Origin of the sequence: Kitasatospora sp. NPDC008115, assembly GCF_042957205.1 — a bacterium.
Lineage (GTDB): Bacteria > Actinomycetota > Actinomycetes > Streptomycetales > Streptomycetaceae > Kitasatospora.
The window spans coordinates 1-16100 of the sequence record NZ_JBIBHU010000015.1 but is presented as its reverse complement, the minus strand read 5'-3'; the positions used below and the strand labels follow the sequence as shown (position 1 = coordinate 16100).

At 74.9% G+C, this 16100-nt stretch carries 13 protein-coding genes and 3 pseudogenes; 9 read left to right on the top strand and 7 right to left on the bottom strand.

Annotated features, from left to right (window positions below):
* Positions 1-6 precede the first annotated feature (6 nt).
* Complete coding sequence (locus ACFZBX_RS19865) at positions 7-1311, bottom strand: hypothetical protein (RefSeq protein ID WP_391535054.1); 1305 nt, start codon at positions 1309-1311, stop codon at positions 7-9.
* A gap of 226 nt (positions 1312-1537) precedes the next feature.
* On the opposite strand from ACFZBX_RS19865, the pseudogene ACFZBX_RS19860 reads away from it, so the two are divergent.
* The 6 genes and pseudogenes from ACFZBX_RS19860 to ACFZBX_RS19835 all read left to right on the top strand — a co-directional run.
* Positions 1538-2071 (top strand): annotated as a pseudogene (locus tag ACFZBX_RS19860) (carbohydrate binding domain-containing protein); the annotation flags it as partial.
* Positions 2072-2266: 195 nt separating this feature from the next.
* Positions 2267-3220 (top strand): annotated as a pseudogene (locus ACFZBX_RS19855) (chitinase); the annotation flags it as partial.
* Between the two features lie 91 nt (positions 3221-3311).
* Positions 3312-3653: a PadR family transcriptional regulator gene (locus ACFZBX_RS19850; RefSeq protein WP_391535053.1), complete on the top strand. Its 342-nt coding sequence runs from the start codon at positions 3312-3314 to the stop codon at positions 3651-3653.
* Positions 3650-4552, top strand: coding sequence for a hypothetical protein (locus ACFZBX_RS19845; RefSeq protein ID WP_391535052.1), 903 nt, complete (start codon positions 3650-3652; stop codon positions 4550-4552). Before ACFZBX_RS19850 ends, ACFZBX_RS19845 begins: the two co-directional genes overlap by 4 nt.
* A gap of 105 nt (positions 4553-4657) precedes the next feature.
* Complete coding sequence (locus ACFZBX_RS19840) at positions 4658-5425, top strand: DUF4184 family protein (protein ID WP_391535051.1); 768 nt, start codon at positions 4658-4660, stop codon at positions 5423-5425.
* A pseudogene (locus tag ACFZBX_RS19835) lies at positions 5404-5641 on the top strand (glycosyl hydrolase family 18 protein); the annotation flags it as partial. The gene ACFZBX_RS19840 and the pseudogene ACFZBX_RS19835, both read left to right, overlap by 22 nt.
* Before the next feature lie 95 nt (positions 5642-5736).
* On the opposite strand, the gene ACFZBX_RS19830 reads toward ACFZBX_RS19835, so the two are convergent.
* The 4 genes from ACFZBX_RS19830 to ACFZBX_RS19815 all read right to left on the bottom strand — a co-directional run bounded on the left by ACFZBX_RS19830 (position 5737) and on the right by ACFZBX_RS19815 (position 11064).
* Positions 5737-7299, bottom strand: coding sequence for a sensor histidine kinase (locus ACFZBX_RS19830; protein ID WP_391535050.1), 1563 nt, complete (start codon positions 7297-7299; stop codon positions 5737-5739).
* Positions 7296-8039 (bottom strand): response regulator transcription factor, encoded by a 744-nt coding sequence (locus ACFZBX_RS19825; RefSeq protein WP_391535216.1) that lies wholly within the window; start codon positions 8037-8039, stop codon positions 7296-7298. Before ACFZBX_RS19825 ends, ACFZBX_RS19830 begins: the two co-directional genes overlap by 4 nt.
* A gap of 58 nt (positions 8040-8097) precedes the next feature.
* The gene (locus ACFZBX_RS19820; protein WP_391535049.1) at positions 8098-9606 is read right to left on the bottom strand and encodes a streptophobe family protein; all 1509 of its coding nucleotides are present in this window, start codon (positions 9604-9606) and stop codon (positions 8098-8100) included.
* A gap of 207 nt (positions 9607-9813) precedes the next feature.
* Complete coding sequence (locus ACFZBX_RS19815) at positions 9814-11064, bottom strand: MFS transporter (protein ID WP_391535048.1); 1251 nt, start codon at positions 11062-11064, stop codon at positions 9814-9816.
* A 124-nt stretch (positions 11065-11188) separates the two neighbouring features.
* Here ACFZBX_RS19815 and ACFZBX_RS19810 point away from each other — a divergent pair, with 124 nt between their 5' ends.
* Entirely contained in the window at positions 11189-12124 is a 936-nt protein-coding gene (locus ACFZBX_RS19810; RefSeq protein ID WP_391535047.1) for a LysR family transcriptional regulator, read from the top strand.
* 184 nt (positions 12125-12308) lie between these two features.
* Positions 12309-13121, top strand: a complete 813-nt coding sequence (locus ACFZBX_RS19805; protein ID WP_391535215.1) for an alpha/beta fold hydrolase — start codon at positions 12309-12311, stop codon at positions 13119-13121.
* 32 nt (positions 13122-13153) lie between these two features.
* Here ACFZBX_RS19805 and ACFZBX_RS19800 read toward each other — a convergent pair whose 3' ends face one another.
* On the bottom strand, positions 13154-13576 hold the full coding sequence (locus ACFZBX_RS19800; RefSeq protein ID WP_391535046.1) for an I66 family serine proteinase inhibitor: 423 nt from the start codon (positions 13574-13576) through the stop codon (positions 13154-13156).
* Positions 13577-13811: 235 nt separating this feature from the next.
* Between ACFZBX_RS19800 and ACFZBX_RS19795 the strand changes: the two genes are divergently transcribed.
* Positions 13812-15161, top strand: coding sequence for a hypothetical protein (locus tag ACFZBX_RS19795; RefSeq protein ID WP_391535045.1), 1350 nt, complete (start codon positions 13812-13814; stop codon positions 15159-15161).
* 48 nt (positions 15162-15209) lie between these two features.
* Here the strand turns inward: ACFZBX_RS19795 and pflA are convergent, their stop codons facing one another.
* Positions 15210-15938 carry a pyruvate formate-lyase-activating protein gene (gene pflA / locus ACFZBX_RS19790; protein WP_391535044.1) on the bottom strand — a complete coding sequence of 243 codons (729 nt, stop codon included), beginning with the start codon at positions 15936-15938 and terminating at the stop codon, positions 15210-15212.
* Between the last annotated feature and the right edge of the window lie 162 nt (positions 15939-16100).

Below are 16100 nucleotides of genomic sequence, written 5' to 3'. Positions count from 1 at the left end.
GGCTCCTCAGAGGTAGAGCGGGTGGAGGCGGCCGGTGCGGGCGACGTTGAGCCGTGCCTCGTGGCCGGTGCGGACGAAGGCGGAGACCAGCCGGCCGTTGACGGCGCCGAGCGCCAGGTCGTGGTGGACGGGGGCTCCGTCGGGGCCCAGGCGCAGCCGCGGGCTGGGGAGGTACTCCTGGACCAGCCAGCCCCCGGCGGCGGCGTGGCCGACGGCTGCGGCCCAGGCGGCCTCGTCCGTCTCCGCCCCGACCACCACACCGCGGCCGTTGGCGTCCAACGGGCTCTTGAGGACGTACCGTTGGCGCTCACGGGTGATCCGCCGGACGGTCGGGGCGTCGCAGTGGGCGAGGTTGCGCGACCACGGGACGGCCGGCTGGACGAGGCGGTGGTCGGCCGGGTCGAAGAGGTCGGCGAACCGGGGGTCGGAGAGGACGGCGAGGCAGAGCTTGTTGTCGCCGATGACGCGGGCGCGCAGGCCGTTCTGCACGAACAGGGCGCGCTCGCGCACGGCCCGCAGGTACGGGCCCAGCTCCCCGGCCAGTTGCCCGAGGTCGCGCATGCTGATCTTGGCGTAGGCGTGCCGGACCGGCTCGCCGTCCAGGACGGCGCCCCCGTCCGGGCCGGTGCGCAGCTCGCGCGGGTCGGCGTGCAGGACGCGGACGCCGAGGGCGAGCAGGCCGTCGTGGTAGGAGCGGACGGCGTTGCGGTCGGCCCGGTGGGGGTACAACAGCGTGACGGTGTCGGGGCGTCGGCCGCTCTCCTGCTCGGCGAGGTCGAGCAGCCAGCGGCCGGTCCATCCGGCGTCGTCGGCGGGCAGCGGGCGCGGCAGGCCGAGGCCGTGCCGGGTGAGCAGCGGCCGCCAGGCGGCCCGCGCCCGGCCGACCACGGCGAGGCCGCCGGGGCCGTTGGCGTTGGTCTCCAACACGCCCAGCCGGCCGTCCGGTTGGGGCAGCAGGTCGAGCCGCAGCAGATGCACCCGGGTGTCGTGGGCGGCCGCCGCCTGGGTGCGCAGCGACTGCGGGAGGGTGAGCACCTCGCGCAGTCGCGGATCGTGCTCCCAGGCGGCCACGACGGCCTCGATCATCCGGTGGTAGGCGGCGGTGAAGGCCTCCAACTCCTCGCGCAGGCCGGGCCGCAGCCGCAGCGGGAGTCCCAGCGGCCGGGCCCTCCCCGCGGCCGGGTCGCCCACGGTGTGGGCGTCCGCCAGCGCCCGGCCCTCCGCCGTGCCGCCGACCTCGGCCACCCGCCGGGTGAACTCCTCGTCCAGTCCTGACCAGTCGTCATCATCGGTGCGGACGTCGTCGGTCATGCGCGGGACCCTGCCCCTCAACTGGTGGAACGCCCGGATGGCGCACCGAGGGTAGTGGTACCGCTACTCCGCCCCAAGTAGGCATTGGTCCAGACCTATTGACGGACCTTGCCGCCGCTCCTACGATCCGGACCGGCACATCCCCACATGTCCCCACCCAGAGCCGGGCGTCACGCCCCCACAGCGACGGTCATGCCCATGACCCCCGGCGGGAAGCGAGCACAGCATGTTCCGTCGGAGGTCGCACACTCCACAGCCGCAGCGGGCGGTCGTGGAACGCGCAGCGCAGACCCACCGGACCACCGGCACCGCGTCCGGATCCAGCGTCGCGCGGCGCTCCCTCGCCGCGCTGAGCGCGGCCGTCGTCGTCGGTGCCGGCCTGGTCGCGGCCGGCAGCGTCACGGCCGGGGCCGTCACCCCCAACCTGGTCGCCAACCCCGGTTTCGAGAGCGGGCTCTCCGACTGGAACTGCGCCGGCGGTGTCGGCGCCACCGTCGGCAGCCCGGTGCACGGCGGCACTTCGGCGCTCAAGGTCTCGCCGACCGGCCAGGACACCGGCCAGTGCACCCAGACCATCAGCGTGCAGCCCAACTCCCAGTACACGCTGAGCGCCTACGTCCAGGGCAGCTACATCTACCTGGGTGCCACCGGCACCGGCCTCACCGGTTCGACGTCCACCTGGACGGCGAGCGCCGCGTCGTACAGCAAGCTCAGCACCACTTTCTCCACCGGGGCGAGCACCACCTCGGTGACCGTCTTCCTGCACGGCTGGTACGGGCAGCCCGCGTTCCACGCCGACGACGTGGAGCTCGCCGGCCCCGGCGGCACCACGACGCCGCCGACCACCCCGCCCACCACCCCGCCGACGACGCCTCCCACGACGCCGCCGACCACTCCGCCGACCACGCCTCCCACCACCCCGCCCACGACAGGGCCGACCACCCCGCCGGGCTCCACCTGCCCGACGAAGCCCAAGCCCGCGGGCAAGGTCCTCCAGGGCTACTGGGAGAACTGGGACGGCGCCTCCAACGGGGTCCACCCGGGCATGGGCTGGATCCCCATCAACGACAGCCGGATCGCCGCGCACGGCTACAACGTCATCAACGCCGCCTTCCCGGTGATCCTCTCGGACGGCACCGTCCTCTGGGAGGACGGCATGGACGCCACCGTCAAGGTGTCGACCCCCGCCGAGATGTGCCAGGCCAAGGCGGCCGGCGCGACCATCCTGATGTCGATCGGCGGCGCCGCCGCGGGCATCGACCTCAGCTCCAGCTCCGTCGCGGACAAGTTCGTGGCCACCGTCGTCCCGATCCTGAAGAAGTACAACTTCGACGGCATCGACATCGACATCGAGACCGGCCTGTCCGGCAGCGGCAACATCAACACGCTGTCCGCCTCGCAGTCCAACCTGATCCGCATCATCGACGGCGTGCTCGCCCAGATGCCGGCCGGCTTCGGCCTGACGATGGCCCCGGAGACCGCGTACGTCACCGGCGGCAGCGTCACCTACGGCTCCATCTGGGGCTCCTACCTGCCGATCATCAAGAAGTACGCCGACAACGGCCGCCTGTGGTGGCTGAACATGCAGTACTACAACGGCAGCATGTACGGCTGCTCCGGTGACTCCTACCAGGCCGGCACCGTCCAGGGCTTCACCGCCCAGACCACCTGCCTTAACAACGGCCTGACCATCCAGGGCACCACCATCAAGGTGCCCTACGACAAGCAGGTCCCCGGCCTGCCGGCCCAGCCCGGCGCGGGCGGCGGCCACATGGGGACGAGCCTGGTCAGCCAGTCGTGGAACGCCTTCAGCGGCCAGCTCAAGGGCCTGATGACCTGGTCGCTCAACTGGGACGGCTCCCGGGGCTGGTCCTTCGGCGACAACGTCAAGTCCCTCCAGGGGCGTTGACGTCCCGCTGAGGTGACGGGCGAGTGAAGGCAGGGCCCCGGGAGACCGCCGACGGCGGGACCCGGGGCCCTGTCGCGCCTATCATCGTCGGATGAGCGAGCGCGCGATGCAGGAGCCGACCGTGATGGTGCTGACGGCCCTCGCGGACGAACCCCGGCACGGCTACGCCATCGCGCAGGAGGTCAAGGCGATCACCGGCGGCCGGGTCGTGCTGCGCACCGGCGCCCTGTACGGGGCGCTGGACCGGCTGCTGGCCGACGGCCTGATCGCGATCGACCGCGAGGAGGTCGTCGACGGCCGCGCCCGGCGGATCTTCGCCCTGTCGGCGGCGGGCCGGGAGCGACTGGAGGTGGAGGCCGACCGTCTGGCCGAGACGGCGCGGGAGGCCCGCCGCCGCCTGTCCGCCACCCGGCCGTCCACCTCCGCCCCGTGATCGAGCGCGTGCTGCGGGTCTACCCCGCCGCCTACCGGCAGGCCCACGGCGACGAGATCGCCGCGACCTACCGGGAGATGACCGCGGGCGAGCCGTGGGGCTCGCGGCTGCGGGAAGGCGCCGGGCTGGCGGCGTACGGGCTGAGGATGAGGCTGGGGTCGGCGGCGGCCAAGCCCGCCGCGCGGGTGCTCGGCCTGGCGTACCCCTTCGTGCTGGCCGCCTCGGCCGCCGCCTGCGGCCTGCACCTGCTGCGCTGGTACGCGGGCTTCGCCGCCTCGCCCGCCCCGGCGTGGGCGCAGCTGCGCGCCGACGTGTCCGGAGCGTGGGGCGCGCTGCTCGCCGCCTCGCTGCTGGTGTTCACGGGTGCGGCGGCGGCGCTGGCCGGCCGGTGGCGGACCGGGCTGCCGTGCACGGTCGCCGGACTGCTGTCGTTCTCCGCGGCGGCAGTGGCCAGCGGTCCGGCGTTCGGCGACCCGGTGGTCACCCCGGCCGCGACGGCGCTGGCGGCGGCCGTGCTGCTCGCCTGCCCGCCGGACCGGCGCCTGGAGCGCGGTGCGGCGGGCCCGGCGGGCGCGGCCGGCGCCGCGATCGCGCTGGTGGTCGTGCCACGGGCGGTGCTCGACGCCCATGTGCTGCCCTGGGTCAGTACCGACTACGGCTGCTGGCCGCTGCTCGGCCTCGGCGCGGTCGGCGTGGTCCTGACCTGGCGTCACGGCCTGCGGGGCGGCCGTGCCTTGGCGGCAGCGGCGCTGGCGTGCCCGCCGCTGCTCGCGGACGCCTGCCTCACGGCGCGCGGCGATGCGACCGCTGTGGCGGGCCTGGCCGTCGTCCTGCTGGCCGTCGTGGTGCTCATCCCACTGGCCGGCCACCTGGGCCGGGCCAGGCGCACCTCCCGCTGAACACCCCGCTGAACACCCCGCCGGACGCGCCGGGGTGCGCCGTACTCTCCATAGTCCGTTTGCCGTAGCATTCCGTTTGGCGGACTATTGGGTCCGTGCGAGAGGATGCCCATGCCCTTCACGCTGTCCCACCCGGCGGCCGTCCTGCCGCTGCTGCGACGCCCCTTCAGCCGCACCGCCCTGGTCGCCGGAACCGTCGCACCGGACCTGCCCTACTTCGTGCTCACCACGGGCCTGCCGGTCAGTGCGCAGAGCTGGTACGAACCCTTCGTCAACGCCACCACCTCACACAGCACTTCCGGCGTGCCGACGGTGGCGCTGCCGTACGCCCTGGCTCTGTGGGCACTGTTCCGGGCCGGCCGCCGGCCGCTGGCCGCCCTGCTGTCCCTGTCCGCCCCCGCGGCGCCGTCCGGTCGATGGGTGCGGCGGGGCGGGTGGGTCGTCCTGTCGGCGCTGATCGGCGCCGCCACCCACGTGGTCTGGGACGCCTTCACGCACATGGAGGGCCTCGCCCGGGGCCGGGTGCTGCAACACGCGAGCACGGTCCTCGGCCTGGCGCTCCTGGCGGTGTACCTGTGGCGCCGTCGGGCCGGTCTTCGCCTCGGGCGGAGCAGGGCCCTGCCGGCGATCGCCCTGTGCACGGCCGCCGCGGCCGCCGCCCACGCCTGGCGCCGGCTCGCCGGCCCGGAGGCGTCGATCGTCGGTCTTCCCCTGCCCACCGTGATCGAGGGCGTGCTGTCCGACGCCGCGAAGGGTGCCGGCGCCGGCCTGCTGGCCGCCCTGGTCCTGTACGTGACGGCGTGGTGGATCCACCACGCCGTCGGGAGAACCGCAGCTGCCACCCCACCCACAAGAAGCGGCACCCGGCGGTGAAGACGCTGATCTCGGTCGGCGGCTGGGCGGGCACCCGGAACGCCCACGCGATGGCCACCAACGCCGACGGATCGGTCAACCGGGCGGGCATCGACACCTTCGCCGACTCCGTCACCGCCTTCCTGGAAGCGGTACGGCTTCAACGGCGTCGACATCGACTACGAGGACCCGACCGCGCTGCCCAACACCGGCCACCCGCTGGACCGTCCCGTAGCCCCAGTCCCGTAGCCCCGGTCCCGTACCTCCGGTCCCGTAACTCCGAGGACGGCCGGACACCGCCACGACGAGGCGGTGTCCGGCCGGCTGCGTCTCTACTGCTGGGACGGGGCCGGCAGGGGCAGCAGCACGTGGAAGGTGCAGCCGCGGCCGGGGGCGGTGTCCAGGGTGATCCGGCCGCCCTGGGCGGTGACCAGGGCCTGGGCGATGGCGAGGCCGAGGCCGGAGCCGCCGGTGGTGCGGTCGCGGGAGCCGTCGGTGCGGTAGAAACGGTCGAAGACCCGTTCGCGCTCGGCCGGGGTGAGGCCGGGGCCCTGGTCGGCGACCTCCAGGACGGCGTGGCCGCCGGCGGTGCCGACGCCGATGCGCAGCGGGGTGCCGGGCGGGGTGTGGGTGACGGCGTTGCCGATCAGATTGGTGACGACCTGGCGCAGCCGGGCCTCGTCGGCGACGGCGGGTGCGTTGGACGGCTTCCCGCCGCCGGGGCCGGTGAGGGTGACCGGGCGGCTCTTGTCCAGCGCGCGGACGTCGCGCAGCGCGTCGGCGGCCAGCGTGCGCAGGTCCATCGGGGCGAGGTCGAGCGCGAAGGCCGGCTCCGCGCCGGGCCCGCCGGCCGGGGGGTGGGCGTCCTCGTCGAGCCGGGCGAGCAGGAACATCTCCTCGACCAGCCGGGCGAGCCGGGTGGACTCGGCGGCGATCCTGGTCATCGTCCGGTCGAGGTCCTCACGGGTGGACAGCGCGCCCATCCGGTAGAGGTCCGCGTAGCCCTTGATGCCGACCAGGGGCGTGCGCAGCTCGTGGCTGGCGTCGGCGAAGAAGCGCCGGGTGCGCGACTCGGCTTCCGAACGGGCCCGGAAGGCGGTGTCGATCTGGCTGAGCATCTGGTTGAGGCAGGCCGTGAGGTGCCCCACCTCGGTGTGCGGGGCGGCCAGTTCGGGGACCCGCCGGGAGTAGTCGCCGTCGGCGATCGCCGACGCGGTCTCCTCGATCCGGGTCAGCGGGCGCAGGCCCGAGCGGACGGCGAACCAGCCGACCGCGGCCAGCACCGCCAGCAGCGCCGTTCCCATGGTCAGCGAGAGGTTGCGGGTCTTGGCGATGGTGCGGTCGACCTCCTCCAGGGAGGTCGCCACGACGACGGTGCCCCGGGCGGGCGGCGGGTCCGGCGCGATGAGCTGGGCCGGCTGGGGGAGCGCGATGACCCGCCAGGCGCGGTCGCTCTCCTGTGAGGGCACGGTGAAGGGTCGGCCCCCGTGGGCGACGACGGCGGCGCGGTCGAGGGGCGGCAGTTCGGGGCCGCCGTGGGGCGGTGCCGGGCTCACGTCGAACGCCCGGCGGACGGCGCCGGCGTCGTCGAGGTAGGTGACCGTCGTCTCCCCGAGGAGGCCCAGGGCCTGCACGCCGGTCGGCGTGTCGGCGCCGGAGGGCGGCGAGAGACGGGAGGCGACCTGCCCGGTCAGCACGAGCCGGTCGTCGACCCGGTCCTGGAGGTAGCCGTGCAGGGCGCCGGCGACCAGCACACCGGTCCCGAGCAGGCCGACGGCGACCAGGGCGACGGACAGGCAGAGCAGACGGGTGCGCAGCGACAGTCCGCTCAGCCCGCGCCTGAGCGACCGCAGGGCGCGCAGGGTACGCCGCTCCGGTGCCGGGGGCGGAGTCATGACCGGGGCCCGCGCAGCACGTAGCCGACCCCGCGCACGGTGTGGATGAGCTTGGGCTCGCCGCCGTCGACCTTGCGCCGCAGATAGCTGATGTAGGTGTCGACGATGCCGGCGTCACCGCCGAAGTCGTACTCCCAGACGCTCTGCAGGATCTGGTTCTTCGACATGATCCGTCCGGCGTTGGTCATCAGGAACTGCAGCAGGCGGAACTCGGTGGGGGAGAGCCGCACGCTCTGCCCCGCCCGCGTCACATGGTGGCCGTCCGGTTCGAGTTCGAGGTCCCCGACGGTGATCCGGACCGCCTGCTCGCCCCGGGTGCGCCGCAGCACGGCGTGGATCCGGGCGATCAGCTCCTCCAGGTCGAAGGGCTTGGTGAGGTAGTCGTCGCCGCCGATCCGCAGACCGTGCAACAGGGCCTGGCGGTCCTCACGGGCGGTGACGAAGAGCACCGGCACGTCGCCGCCGCGCCCGGGGTGGTGCGACCGGGGCTGGGCGCGCAGGCGGCCGATCACCTCGAAGCCGTCCATGTCGGGGAGCATCACGTCCAGCAGGACGAGGTCGGGGGTGCGCCGGGCGGCGAGGTCCAGCGCCTCCCGCCCGGTGCCGGCGGCGTCGACGTCGAAGCCGGCGAACCGCAGCGCGGTGCGCAGCAGTTCCCGGACGGTGGGCTCGTCGTCGACGACCAGCAGGTGGTCCGGCCGGTCACCCGAGGGCCGGGCCGGGGGTGTCGGTGCCGCCATGGTGTGGATTGCCGCCTTCACGGACAGGACTGAGTGGGGTCCTCCCAGCATCACATGCTCAGGAGGCCGGGCCGGAGGAGCCCCGGGCGGAGCCCGTGCGGGCCAGGACGGGGACGGGGGCCCCGCGCCGCGGCTCGTCGGCCTCGACGCTCCGGGCGGCGGCGGCCGCGTCCCGGCGACGGGCCCGCCGCTGCTGGAGGCGGATGCCGCCGTACCCGGCGACGGCGGCCAGCACGACCGCGGCGAGTGCGGACAGCCCCGGGCTTCCGTCGAGGCTGGCGGTCACCCCGCCCATCTCGCGGCCCATCGCGCTGATGCCGATCCCCACCGATCCCCGGGCCGCCGGCGGCAGCAGCAGGAAGGGGAGGCCGACCGCGATCCCCAGCCGCATGGCGATCTCGGTGTTCCGGCCGAAGACGGCCTGCGCCTCCTCCTTGCGGGTGCGCGCGGGGGTGCGGGCCGCCGTGAGGTAGCCGGCGACGACCGCCAGGAGCAGCGCGAACAGCAGGCCGATCAGCCACAGCGGCACGCCGGCGCCCGTCCAACCGGTGAGGTCGACGGACCGGTCCGCCGGCGCGCCGTCCCCGCCCGCTCCGCCAAGCCCGCCGAGCATCCCGCCGCCCTGGGCCTCGACCCGCTGGATCCCCGCCCCCCACGGCGTTCCCAGCCCGGAGGTGAGCAGGACCGCGAGCAGGTTCGGGCCGAGCAGCAGCAGCGCCCCCGCCGCCCGGGCGGCCTGCTCGCGGCCGGCCAGGGAGGCGAGGCCGGCCAGCAGGGCGAGCACCAGGACGGAGCAGCACAGGACGGCCGTGATCCCGCTCAGCGCGGAGGTGACGGCGTGCCACGACTTCCGGCCCTGCCCGAGGGAGAGGTGCCGTGAGAGCGTGGTGCGCCGGGCCGCGAGGCAGTCGAGGCCGAGGACGACGCAGACCCAGAGCAGGCCGAAGAAGACGGTCACCGCGACATCGGTGCCGAAGGCCACCGAGGACAGCGAGTCGGTCAGGCCGCCGCCGAGCCCGCCGAGGCCTTCGGACCCTCCGCCCTTGCCGAACCGTTCCGTCACGCCCTCGGGCAGCCGTGCCGTGCCGTGCGCGGTGCCGGCCAGCAGGGGGAAGACCACCGCCGCGGCCGCCAGCGCGCCGCCGAACCGGGCCCACAGCAGCTCCGAGGCGGGCTGCGGGCGCCGGTACAGCGGCCGGAAGAAGCCGAGCGCCAGGACGGCGGTGCCCAGGAAGGTCACGGTCAGCGGCATCACCGAGACCACGCCGGTCAGCCCGAGGTCCAGGCCGCCGAGCATCCCGCCGAGGCCCTCGTCCTCGCCCGACCCGACGGAGGGCGCCGACGTCAGGGTGATGCCGCCGCCGAAGGCCATGCCCACCACGGCCGGCACCAGCCGGGCGGCGGGCGCGACCGCGCCGGCGCCGAGCAGGGCCAGCGCCGCCCAGACGGCGGCGGCCATCGCCACCGCGGCGGCCAGGGTGGCCAGCGCGCCCTCGAAGGCGTTGCGCCAGAGCGCGCGGGCGGGGGCGGGGCGCGGCGCGGCGGGGCGCGATCGGACGGCGGACATGGGCGGGCCTCCTCGGGTACGGGGGGGTGAAGGGTGTGGGGCGGACGGCTCGGACGGCGGCTCCGACCGGTTCGGGGCGGGTCGGAAGACCGCACCGAAGCTGTCAGCCCTCTCTGAGCGCCCCCGAGGAGAATCTGTGAGCCCTCTGAGAACTCCGTCCGCCGCCGCGACCGCACCGGGCCCGGACCCCCGGGGCCCGGCCGATATTCACAGGAGGCTCTGCGGCTGTCCGGCCGGGGCGTGGCCCACCGGCGTCGTGGCCGACTCGTCGCGGCGGGGGAGCAGCAGCGGGCTGAACAGGATGAGCACGCCCGCGGCCGCGATGGCGGTGCGGGGGCCGGTGAGACCGGCGAGCAGTCCGCCGAGCGCGGTGAGGACGGCGGTGGCGGCCTGCTGGCCGATCGACCAGGCCGCCAGGGTGCGGGCGACAAGCTCCCCGGGCGTGCGTTCGAGCCGGTGGGTGGCGAGCACCGGCGTGTACAGGCTCATGCTGACGATGATCGCCAGCTCGACGGCGATCACGGTGACCAGGCCGATGACACCGGGCCGGACGAAGGCCAGACCGATCAGCCAGACGGCGCGCAGCGTGCCGACGACCCGGAACACCCGCTGCCGGCCGAAGCGGGCCACCACGCGGCGGGCCAGCCGGGAGCCGACCAGCCCGCCGAGGCAGGGGGCGGCGAAGGCGAGCCCGTACTGCCAGGGAGCGAACCCGAGCCGGTCGAGCAGCAGCACGGCCAGCAGCGGTTCGGTGGCCATGATCAGTCCGGAGACGAGCAGGTTGTTGAGGTAGAGCGCCCGCAGGCCGGAATCGCCGATGATGTGCCGCCAGCCGTCGAGCACGGCGCCCGCCCGGACCCGGCTGCCGCCGGGCGGCCGCGGCGGCGCCTCCTCCCGGCCCCGGATCGCGCCGATGCCCAGCGCGGAGAGCAGATGGCTCACCGCGTCCGCCAGCACCGTGGCGACCGGCCCGAACAGGCCGATCGCCGCCCCGCCCAGTGGCGGTCCGACTGCGAGGGAGCTCCAGTTGGTGGACTCGAAGCGGGCGTTGGCCACCAGCAGGTCCGCTGGCCGGACCAGCGCCTTGAGGTGGGCGCCGGCCGCCGCGTTGAACGCGATCCCGGCGGCGGCGACCACGGCCGAGACCGCCAGCAAGTGGACGAAGCCGAGCCGGCCCAGGGCGTAGGCGACCGGGACGGAGGCCAGGGCGGCGCACCTCACCAGGTCGGTCGCGATCATCACCGGGCGCTTGCGCCGGAACTCCACCCACGGCGCGAGCGGCAGCGCCAGCAGCGCGCCCACGGCGGGACCCGCCGCCGACAGCGCCGACACCTCGGCGGGACCGGCGTGCACCACCAGCACGGCGATCAGCGGCAGCGCCCCGAACCCCAGCCCGGACCCGTAGGCGCTCGCCGCGTACGCCGCCCAGAGCCAGCCGAACTGCCGGCCCAGCGTCATGCGGCCTCCCTTCTGTACAAACGACCGTTGCCCGGGGAGAGCCAAGCGGTCCGGAGAACAGCAGGTCAAACAACCGAATGACCCGTCGGCCACAACTCCTGGTTGTTCACTAGGGTGGTCCGCCATGGACCTCGAAGCCGTACGCACCTTCGCCGCCGTCGCCGAGGCGGGCCAGTTCCAGAAGGCCGCCGCCGACCTGTCGCTCACCCAGCAGGCCGTCTCCAAGCGCATCGCCGCGCTGGAACGCGACCTGGGCGTGCGGCTGTTCAACCGCACCCCGCGCGGCGCCGAGCCCACCATCGACGGGCAGGCGTTCCTGCCCCACGCACGCGAACTGCTGCGCGTCGCCGAGCGCGCGGCCGCCTCCGTGCACGCCGGCCGCCGGCCGCTGCGCGTCGACGTGCTCAGCTCGCGCAGCGCCGGCTCCGGCCTGCTGCGCGACTTCCACCGGGCGCATCCCGCGATCGAGCTGGACGTGCTGATGCTGCTGGAGATCGGCGCCGCCGTCGACGCCGTCCGTGCCGGGACGATCGACGCCTCCTTCCGGGCCGTCGTCATGCCCGGCCGGCCGCTGCCCGAGGACATCGCGTGCGTCCGGGTGGCCGACGAGCCCCTCCACCTCCTCACCGGCCCCGGCCACGCGCTGGCGGACGCCAGGTCGGTGACCGTCGCCCAGCTGGCCGGCCACCGGATCTGGATGCCCGGCATGCTCCCCGGCTCCGAGTGGGCCGCCTACTACGACGACCTGGTCGCCGGGTTCGGCCTCACCATCGAGGCGACCGGCCCCAACTTCGGCTCCGACGCCCTCCTCGACACCGTCGCCGACACCCCGGCGCTGGCCACCTTCATGGGCGGCCTCACCCGCCTGGTCTGGCCCGCCGGCCACGGCCTGCGCCTGATCCCGGTGACCGACCCCGCGCCCGTCTACCCGCACGCCCTGCTCTGGCACCGCGACAACCCCCACCCGGCCCTCACCGCCCTCCGCGACCACCTCGCCGCCACCTCACCCGGCCACGACGCCCCCGGCACCTGGCGGCCGGACTGGGTGATCCCGCACTGACGGACCGGCGAACCTCCAGACCCCGCGTCCCGATCCCGCGCGACCCGAGGGCCCCGTCACCGGGTGCGGACGGGGCCGCCACCCGGGTCCAGTACGCTGAGGCCCCGGCCGTAACCGTCAAGCAGCCGACCAGAATTGAGAGCAGCGAAGCGTGATCTCGACCATCAGCGCCAATGGAATCTCCATGGGCGTCGAGTCGTTCGGTGACGACGACGCGCCGCTCGTCCTGCTCGCGGGCGGGACGACGATGCTCTCCTGGCCCGACGCGCTCTGCGAGCGCCTCGCCGCCGGCGGGCGCCGGGTGGTGCGCTACGACCTGCGCGACAGCGGGGAGTCGACCACCGCGGATCCGGAGGCGCCCGGCTACACCCTGCGCGACCTCGCCGCCGACGCGGCGGCCCTTGCCGCCGCGCTCGGCGGGGGACCCGCGCACCTCGCGGGGATCGGTGTCAGCGGGATGGTCGCCCAGGTGGCCGCGCTCGACCATCCGCGCGCCTTCTCGGCGCTCACCCTGGCCGGCACCCGCGCGGTGGCCCCCGGCCCGCCCGACGACGACCTCCCCGGCCATGACCAGGCGACGATGAGCCGGCTGTTCGCGCGTCCGACGCCCGATTGGAGCGACCGCGAGGCGGTGGCGGAGTTCGCCGCCGCCGGTGCGGAGATCCTCGGTGACGACCCCGGCGCCGCCCGCGCACTCGCCGCGCGGATCTGGGACCGCACTCCGGGCACCACACCCCCGCTCCAGACGGCCAACCAGCTGCGCATGGTGTTCTCCAGGCTCGACTGCGAACCCCGCTGGCGCGAGCGCCTGCCCGGGATCGCGGTCCCCACGCTGGTCGTCCACGGCCGCCGCGACCGGTTCTTCCCCGTCGGCAACGGCGAGGCGATCGCGCGCGAGATCCCCGGGGCACGGCTGCTCGTCCTGGAGGAGGCCGCCACCGCGCTCCCCGATGCGGCGGTGGGCACAATCGCCGACGCGATGCTCGCGCTCGGGTAGCGGCGCGGTGGTCCACGGCGCGGCCCGCGGGGCTACCGGTCGACGCGCTCGAACACGAAGGTGGAGCGGTCGAGGTTGTCGAGGGCGGGCAGCACCTCGATCCGGCCGTGCTCGCCGTCGGCCGGGGCGAGCCACACCACGCCCCGGCGCGAGCGGACCTCGTAGCCGTCCGCGGTGCCGTCGACGGGGGTCAGCTCCCACTCCTCGGCGTACTCCTGCTGGACGAGCAGGGCGACCAGCGGCCCGGCCGGCTCGTTGTTCTCGACCCCGGTGGGGGCGCGCTTGGCGTACAGCCTGTGGCGCCCGCCGGGCAGCGCCTCGGCGATCCAGATCGCGTCCTCGTCGTCGGTCCTGGCGAACACGGCCTTGGGCGACAGGTCGAACACCTCGGTCCTGGCGCGGCCGACGGGCTGTCCGGCGTTGCGGATCCTGTAGAGACCGGAGTCCAGGGTCATCGGTGCTGTCCGTCCTACGCAGAAGGGGTGAGCGGTACACGGACGTTGTACGCGCCACCCCGTACGGTCCGGGCGGGGACCCGCGCGCGGGCCACCCGAAAGAGTGATGGCCGCCCGTAGTCCGGCCGTCCGTACTGTTGACCGACGGCGGTGTCGGCGCTTGGCTCTCCCCGGGCCCGCCGGCCCGGGGAGCATGGGGGCGGGCCGACCGATGACCAGGGGAGGACGCTTCACCATGCATCGACCGGCAATCCGAACAACCCGCCGCACCCGCCGAGTCGCCCGCGCCGCCTGCGTACTCGCGGTGGCGGCGGCCCTCGCCGCGACCGCCGCACCGGCCCAGGCCGCCCCCGCGTGGGGCCCGATCGCCCAGGTCGACCTGGGCGTGGACGGCGCCCGGGCCGACCAGGGGTCCGAGGGCTTCGGCCTCAGCGGCAACGGCCGCTACGCGCTGTTCGGCTCGTCCGCGACCAACCTGGTGCCGGGCACCGCGGGCCTCGCCTACGGCCTGTACGTCCGCGACCTGCGCACCGGGCGGACCGAACTCGTCAGCCGGGCCGACGACGGCACCCCGCTGGCCACGGTCGACGAGCGGGCGGGGTTCAGCGGCGACGGCCGCTACATCGTGTTCTCCGCCGCGGTCGACGGCGTGTACAACGTGTACGTCCGCGACCGCGTCAGGAACCGCACCCGGGCCCTCACCACCGGCACGGCGAGCGGCGAGGGCCGCGACAACGGCTCCTACCACCCGGCCATCAGCGCGGACGGCCGGCGCGTCGTCTACATGTCCTCCCGCGCCGACGTGGTGCCGGGCGCCCCGGCGAACCCGGACACCCGGAACATCTACGTCACCGACCGGATCACCGGTGCCACCCGCCTGGTCAGCGTCGGAGCGGACGGGCAGCCCGCCGACGCGGACTCGGACAATCCGACGATCAGCGCGGACGGCCGGAAGGTCGGCTTCGGCTCCAAGGCCGGCAACCTCCTCCCGGCGCCGCCCGAGGGCGCGGCGGGCCTGCTCCGGCCGCGCTTCACCACCCTCTACGCCACCGACCTGGACCGCGCCACCACCGTCGTCGCCGGCCTCGCGGCCGACGGCACACCGGGGGCGGCGGACCCGGTCCTGCGCTTCAGCCCCGACGGCCGCTACGCCGTCTACGCCCTCGGCGCGCCCCCGCTGCCGCGCGGCAAGTCCCGCACCGAGCTCTTCGTCCACGACCTGCGGACCGGCCGGGTGACCGCCATCAGGACCTCCGCCAACCCGGACGCGATCTGCTGGGCCGACTCCTCGGCGGCCGTCACCGCCGACGACCGGTGGATCTACTTCTCCGGAGGCTGCTCCGACACGATCATCAATGCCAGCCAGGCGCGCTACGACCTCCACCGCCAGAACCTGGCCACCGGCCGCACCGAACTCCTCACCACGGCCCACGACGGCTCCCCGCAGGACGGCGCCGCCCACCGCCCGTTCGTCACCGACAACGGCCGCACGGTCCTGTTCGACGACAGCAGCACCAACCTCTTCCCGGGCACCCCCGGCTCCTACGGGTGGCAGGTCTACGTCCGCTCGCTGACCAGCAGGTGACGGAACGCCGGTGGGCCCGACGCGGTCCGTCGGGCCCACCGGCCGCCGTCAGACGGTGTACAGGCCGTGGGCGGTGAACACGGCGCGGGCCGCGGCGGTCTGCCCGGCGGTCGGCACCGGGGTGGCGGCGAGCGGGAAGTCGAGCCCGAGGGCGCTCCACTTGGCGGCGCCGAGCTTGTGGAAGGGCAGCACGTCGACGCGGGTGACGTTGCCGAGCGAGGCGGCGAAGGCGGCGACGCCCTCGACGTTCGCGGCGGGGTCGGTCAGGCCGGGGACGAGGACGAAGCGGACGTGGACCTCGGTGCCGAGGCCGGCCAGCCGCCGGGCGAAGTCCAGGGTGGGGGAGAGGCCGCGGCCGGTCACCCGGCGGTACAGCGCGCGGTCCCAGGACTTGATGTCGAGCAGCACCAGATCGGTGTCCGCCAGCAGGGCGTCATCGGCCTTGGCGCCGAGGTGGCCGGAGGTGTCCAGGGCGGTGTGCAGCCCCAGTTCGTGCTTGAACCGGTGCAGGAGTTCACCGGTGAGGCCGGGCTGGAGCAGCGGCTCGCCGCCGCTGACGGTCGCGCCGCCGCCGGAGGCGCGGATGAAGGAGGTGTACTTGGCCGCCTCCCGGACGACCTCGTCGGCGGTGACCGGGCGGCCGTCGGCCAGGTAGCGGGTGTCGGGGTTGTGGCAGTACTGGCAGCGCAGCGGGCAGCCGGCCAGGAAGGCGACGAAGCGCGTGCCCGGGCCGTCGACGCCGGTGGACAGGTCCCAGGAGTGCAGCCTGCCGTCCATGGGGGATCTCCTCCTTCGGTGGTGCGCCGCCCGGGCCCCCCGGGGCCCGGGGGGCCCCCCCGCCGCCCCGGGCCCAAAAACCCGAGGGGTAAGTGGGGTTTTACACCACCACCAGCGGCCACCCGGTAACCCCCACCCAAATTAACCCCGAACCCCCGGCAC

What these genes read in the sequence shown, in the direction of transcription:
- ACFZBX_RS19865 (WP_391535054.1), bottom strand. Translation starts at nt 1,311, where the DNA reads ATGACCGACGACGTCCGCACCGATGATGACGACTGGTCAGGACTGGAC.
- ACFZBX_RS19850 (WP_391535053.1), top strand. Translation starts at nt 3,312, where the DNA reads ATGAGCGAGCGCGCGATGCAGGAGCCGACCGTGATGGTGCTGACGGCC.
- ACFZBX_RS19840 (WP_391535051.1), top strand. Translation starts at nt 4,658, where the DNA reads ATGCCCATGCCCTTCACGCTGTCCCACCCGGCGGCCGTCCTGCCGCTG.
- ACFZBX_RS19830 (WP_391535050.1), bottom strand. Translation starts at nt 7,299, where the DNA reads ATGACTCCGCCCCCGGCACCGGAGCGGCGTACCCTGCGCGCCCTGCGG.
- ACFZBX_RS19825 (WP_391535216.1), bottom strand. Translation starts at nt 8,039, where the DNA reads ATGGCGGCACCGACACCCCCGGCCCGGCCCTCGGGTGACCGGCCGGAC.
- ACFZBX_RS19820 (WP_391535049.1), bottom strand. Translation starts at nt 9,606, where the DNA reads ATGTCCGCCGTCCGATCGCGCCCCGCCGCGCCGCGCCCCGCCCCCGCC.
- ACFZBX_RS19815 (WP_391535048.1), bottom strand. Translation starts at nt 11,064, where the DNA reads ATGACGCTGGGCCGGCAGTTCGGCTGGCTCTGGGCGGCGTACGCGGCG.
- ACFZBX_RS19810 (WP_391535047.1), top strand. Translation starts at nt 11,189, where the DNA reads ATGGACCTCGAAGCCGTACGCACCTTCGCCGCCGTCGCCGAGGCGGGC.
- ACFZBX_RS19805 (WP_391535215.1), top strand. Translation starts at nt 12,309, where the DNA reads ATGGGCGTCGAGTCGTTCGGTGACGACGACGCGCCGCTCGTCCTGCTC.
- ACFZBX_RS19800 (WP_391535046.1), bottom strand. Translation starts at nt 13,576, where the DNA reads ATGACCCTGGACTCCGGTCTCTACAGGATCCGCAACGCCGGACAGCCC.
- ACFZBX_RS19795 (WP_391535045.1), top strand. Translation starts at nt 13,812, where the DNA reads ATGCATCGACCGGCAATCCGAACAACCCGCCGCACCCGCCGAGTCGCC.
- pflA (WP_391535044.1), bottom strand. Translation starts at nt 15,938, where the DNA reads ATGGACGGCAGGCTGCACTCCTGGGACCTGTCCACCGGCGTCGACGGC.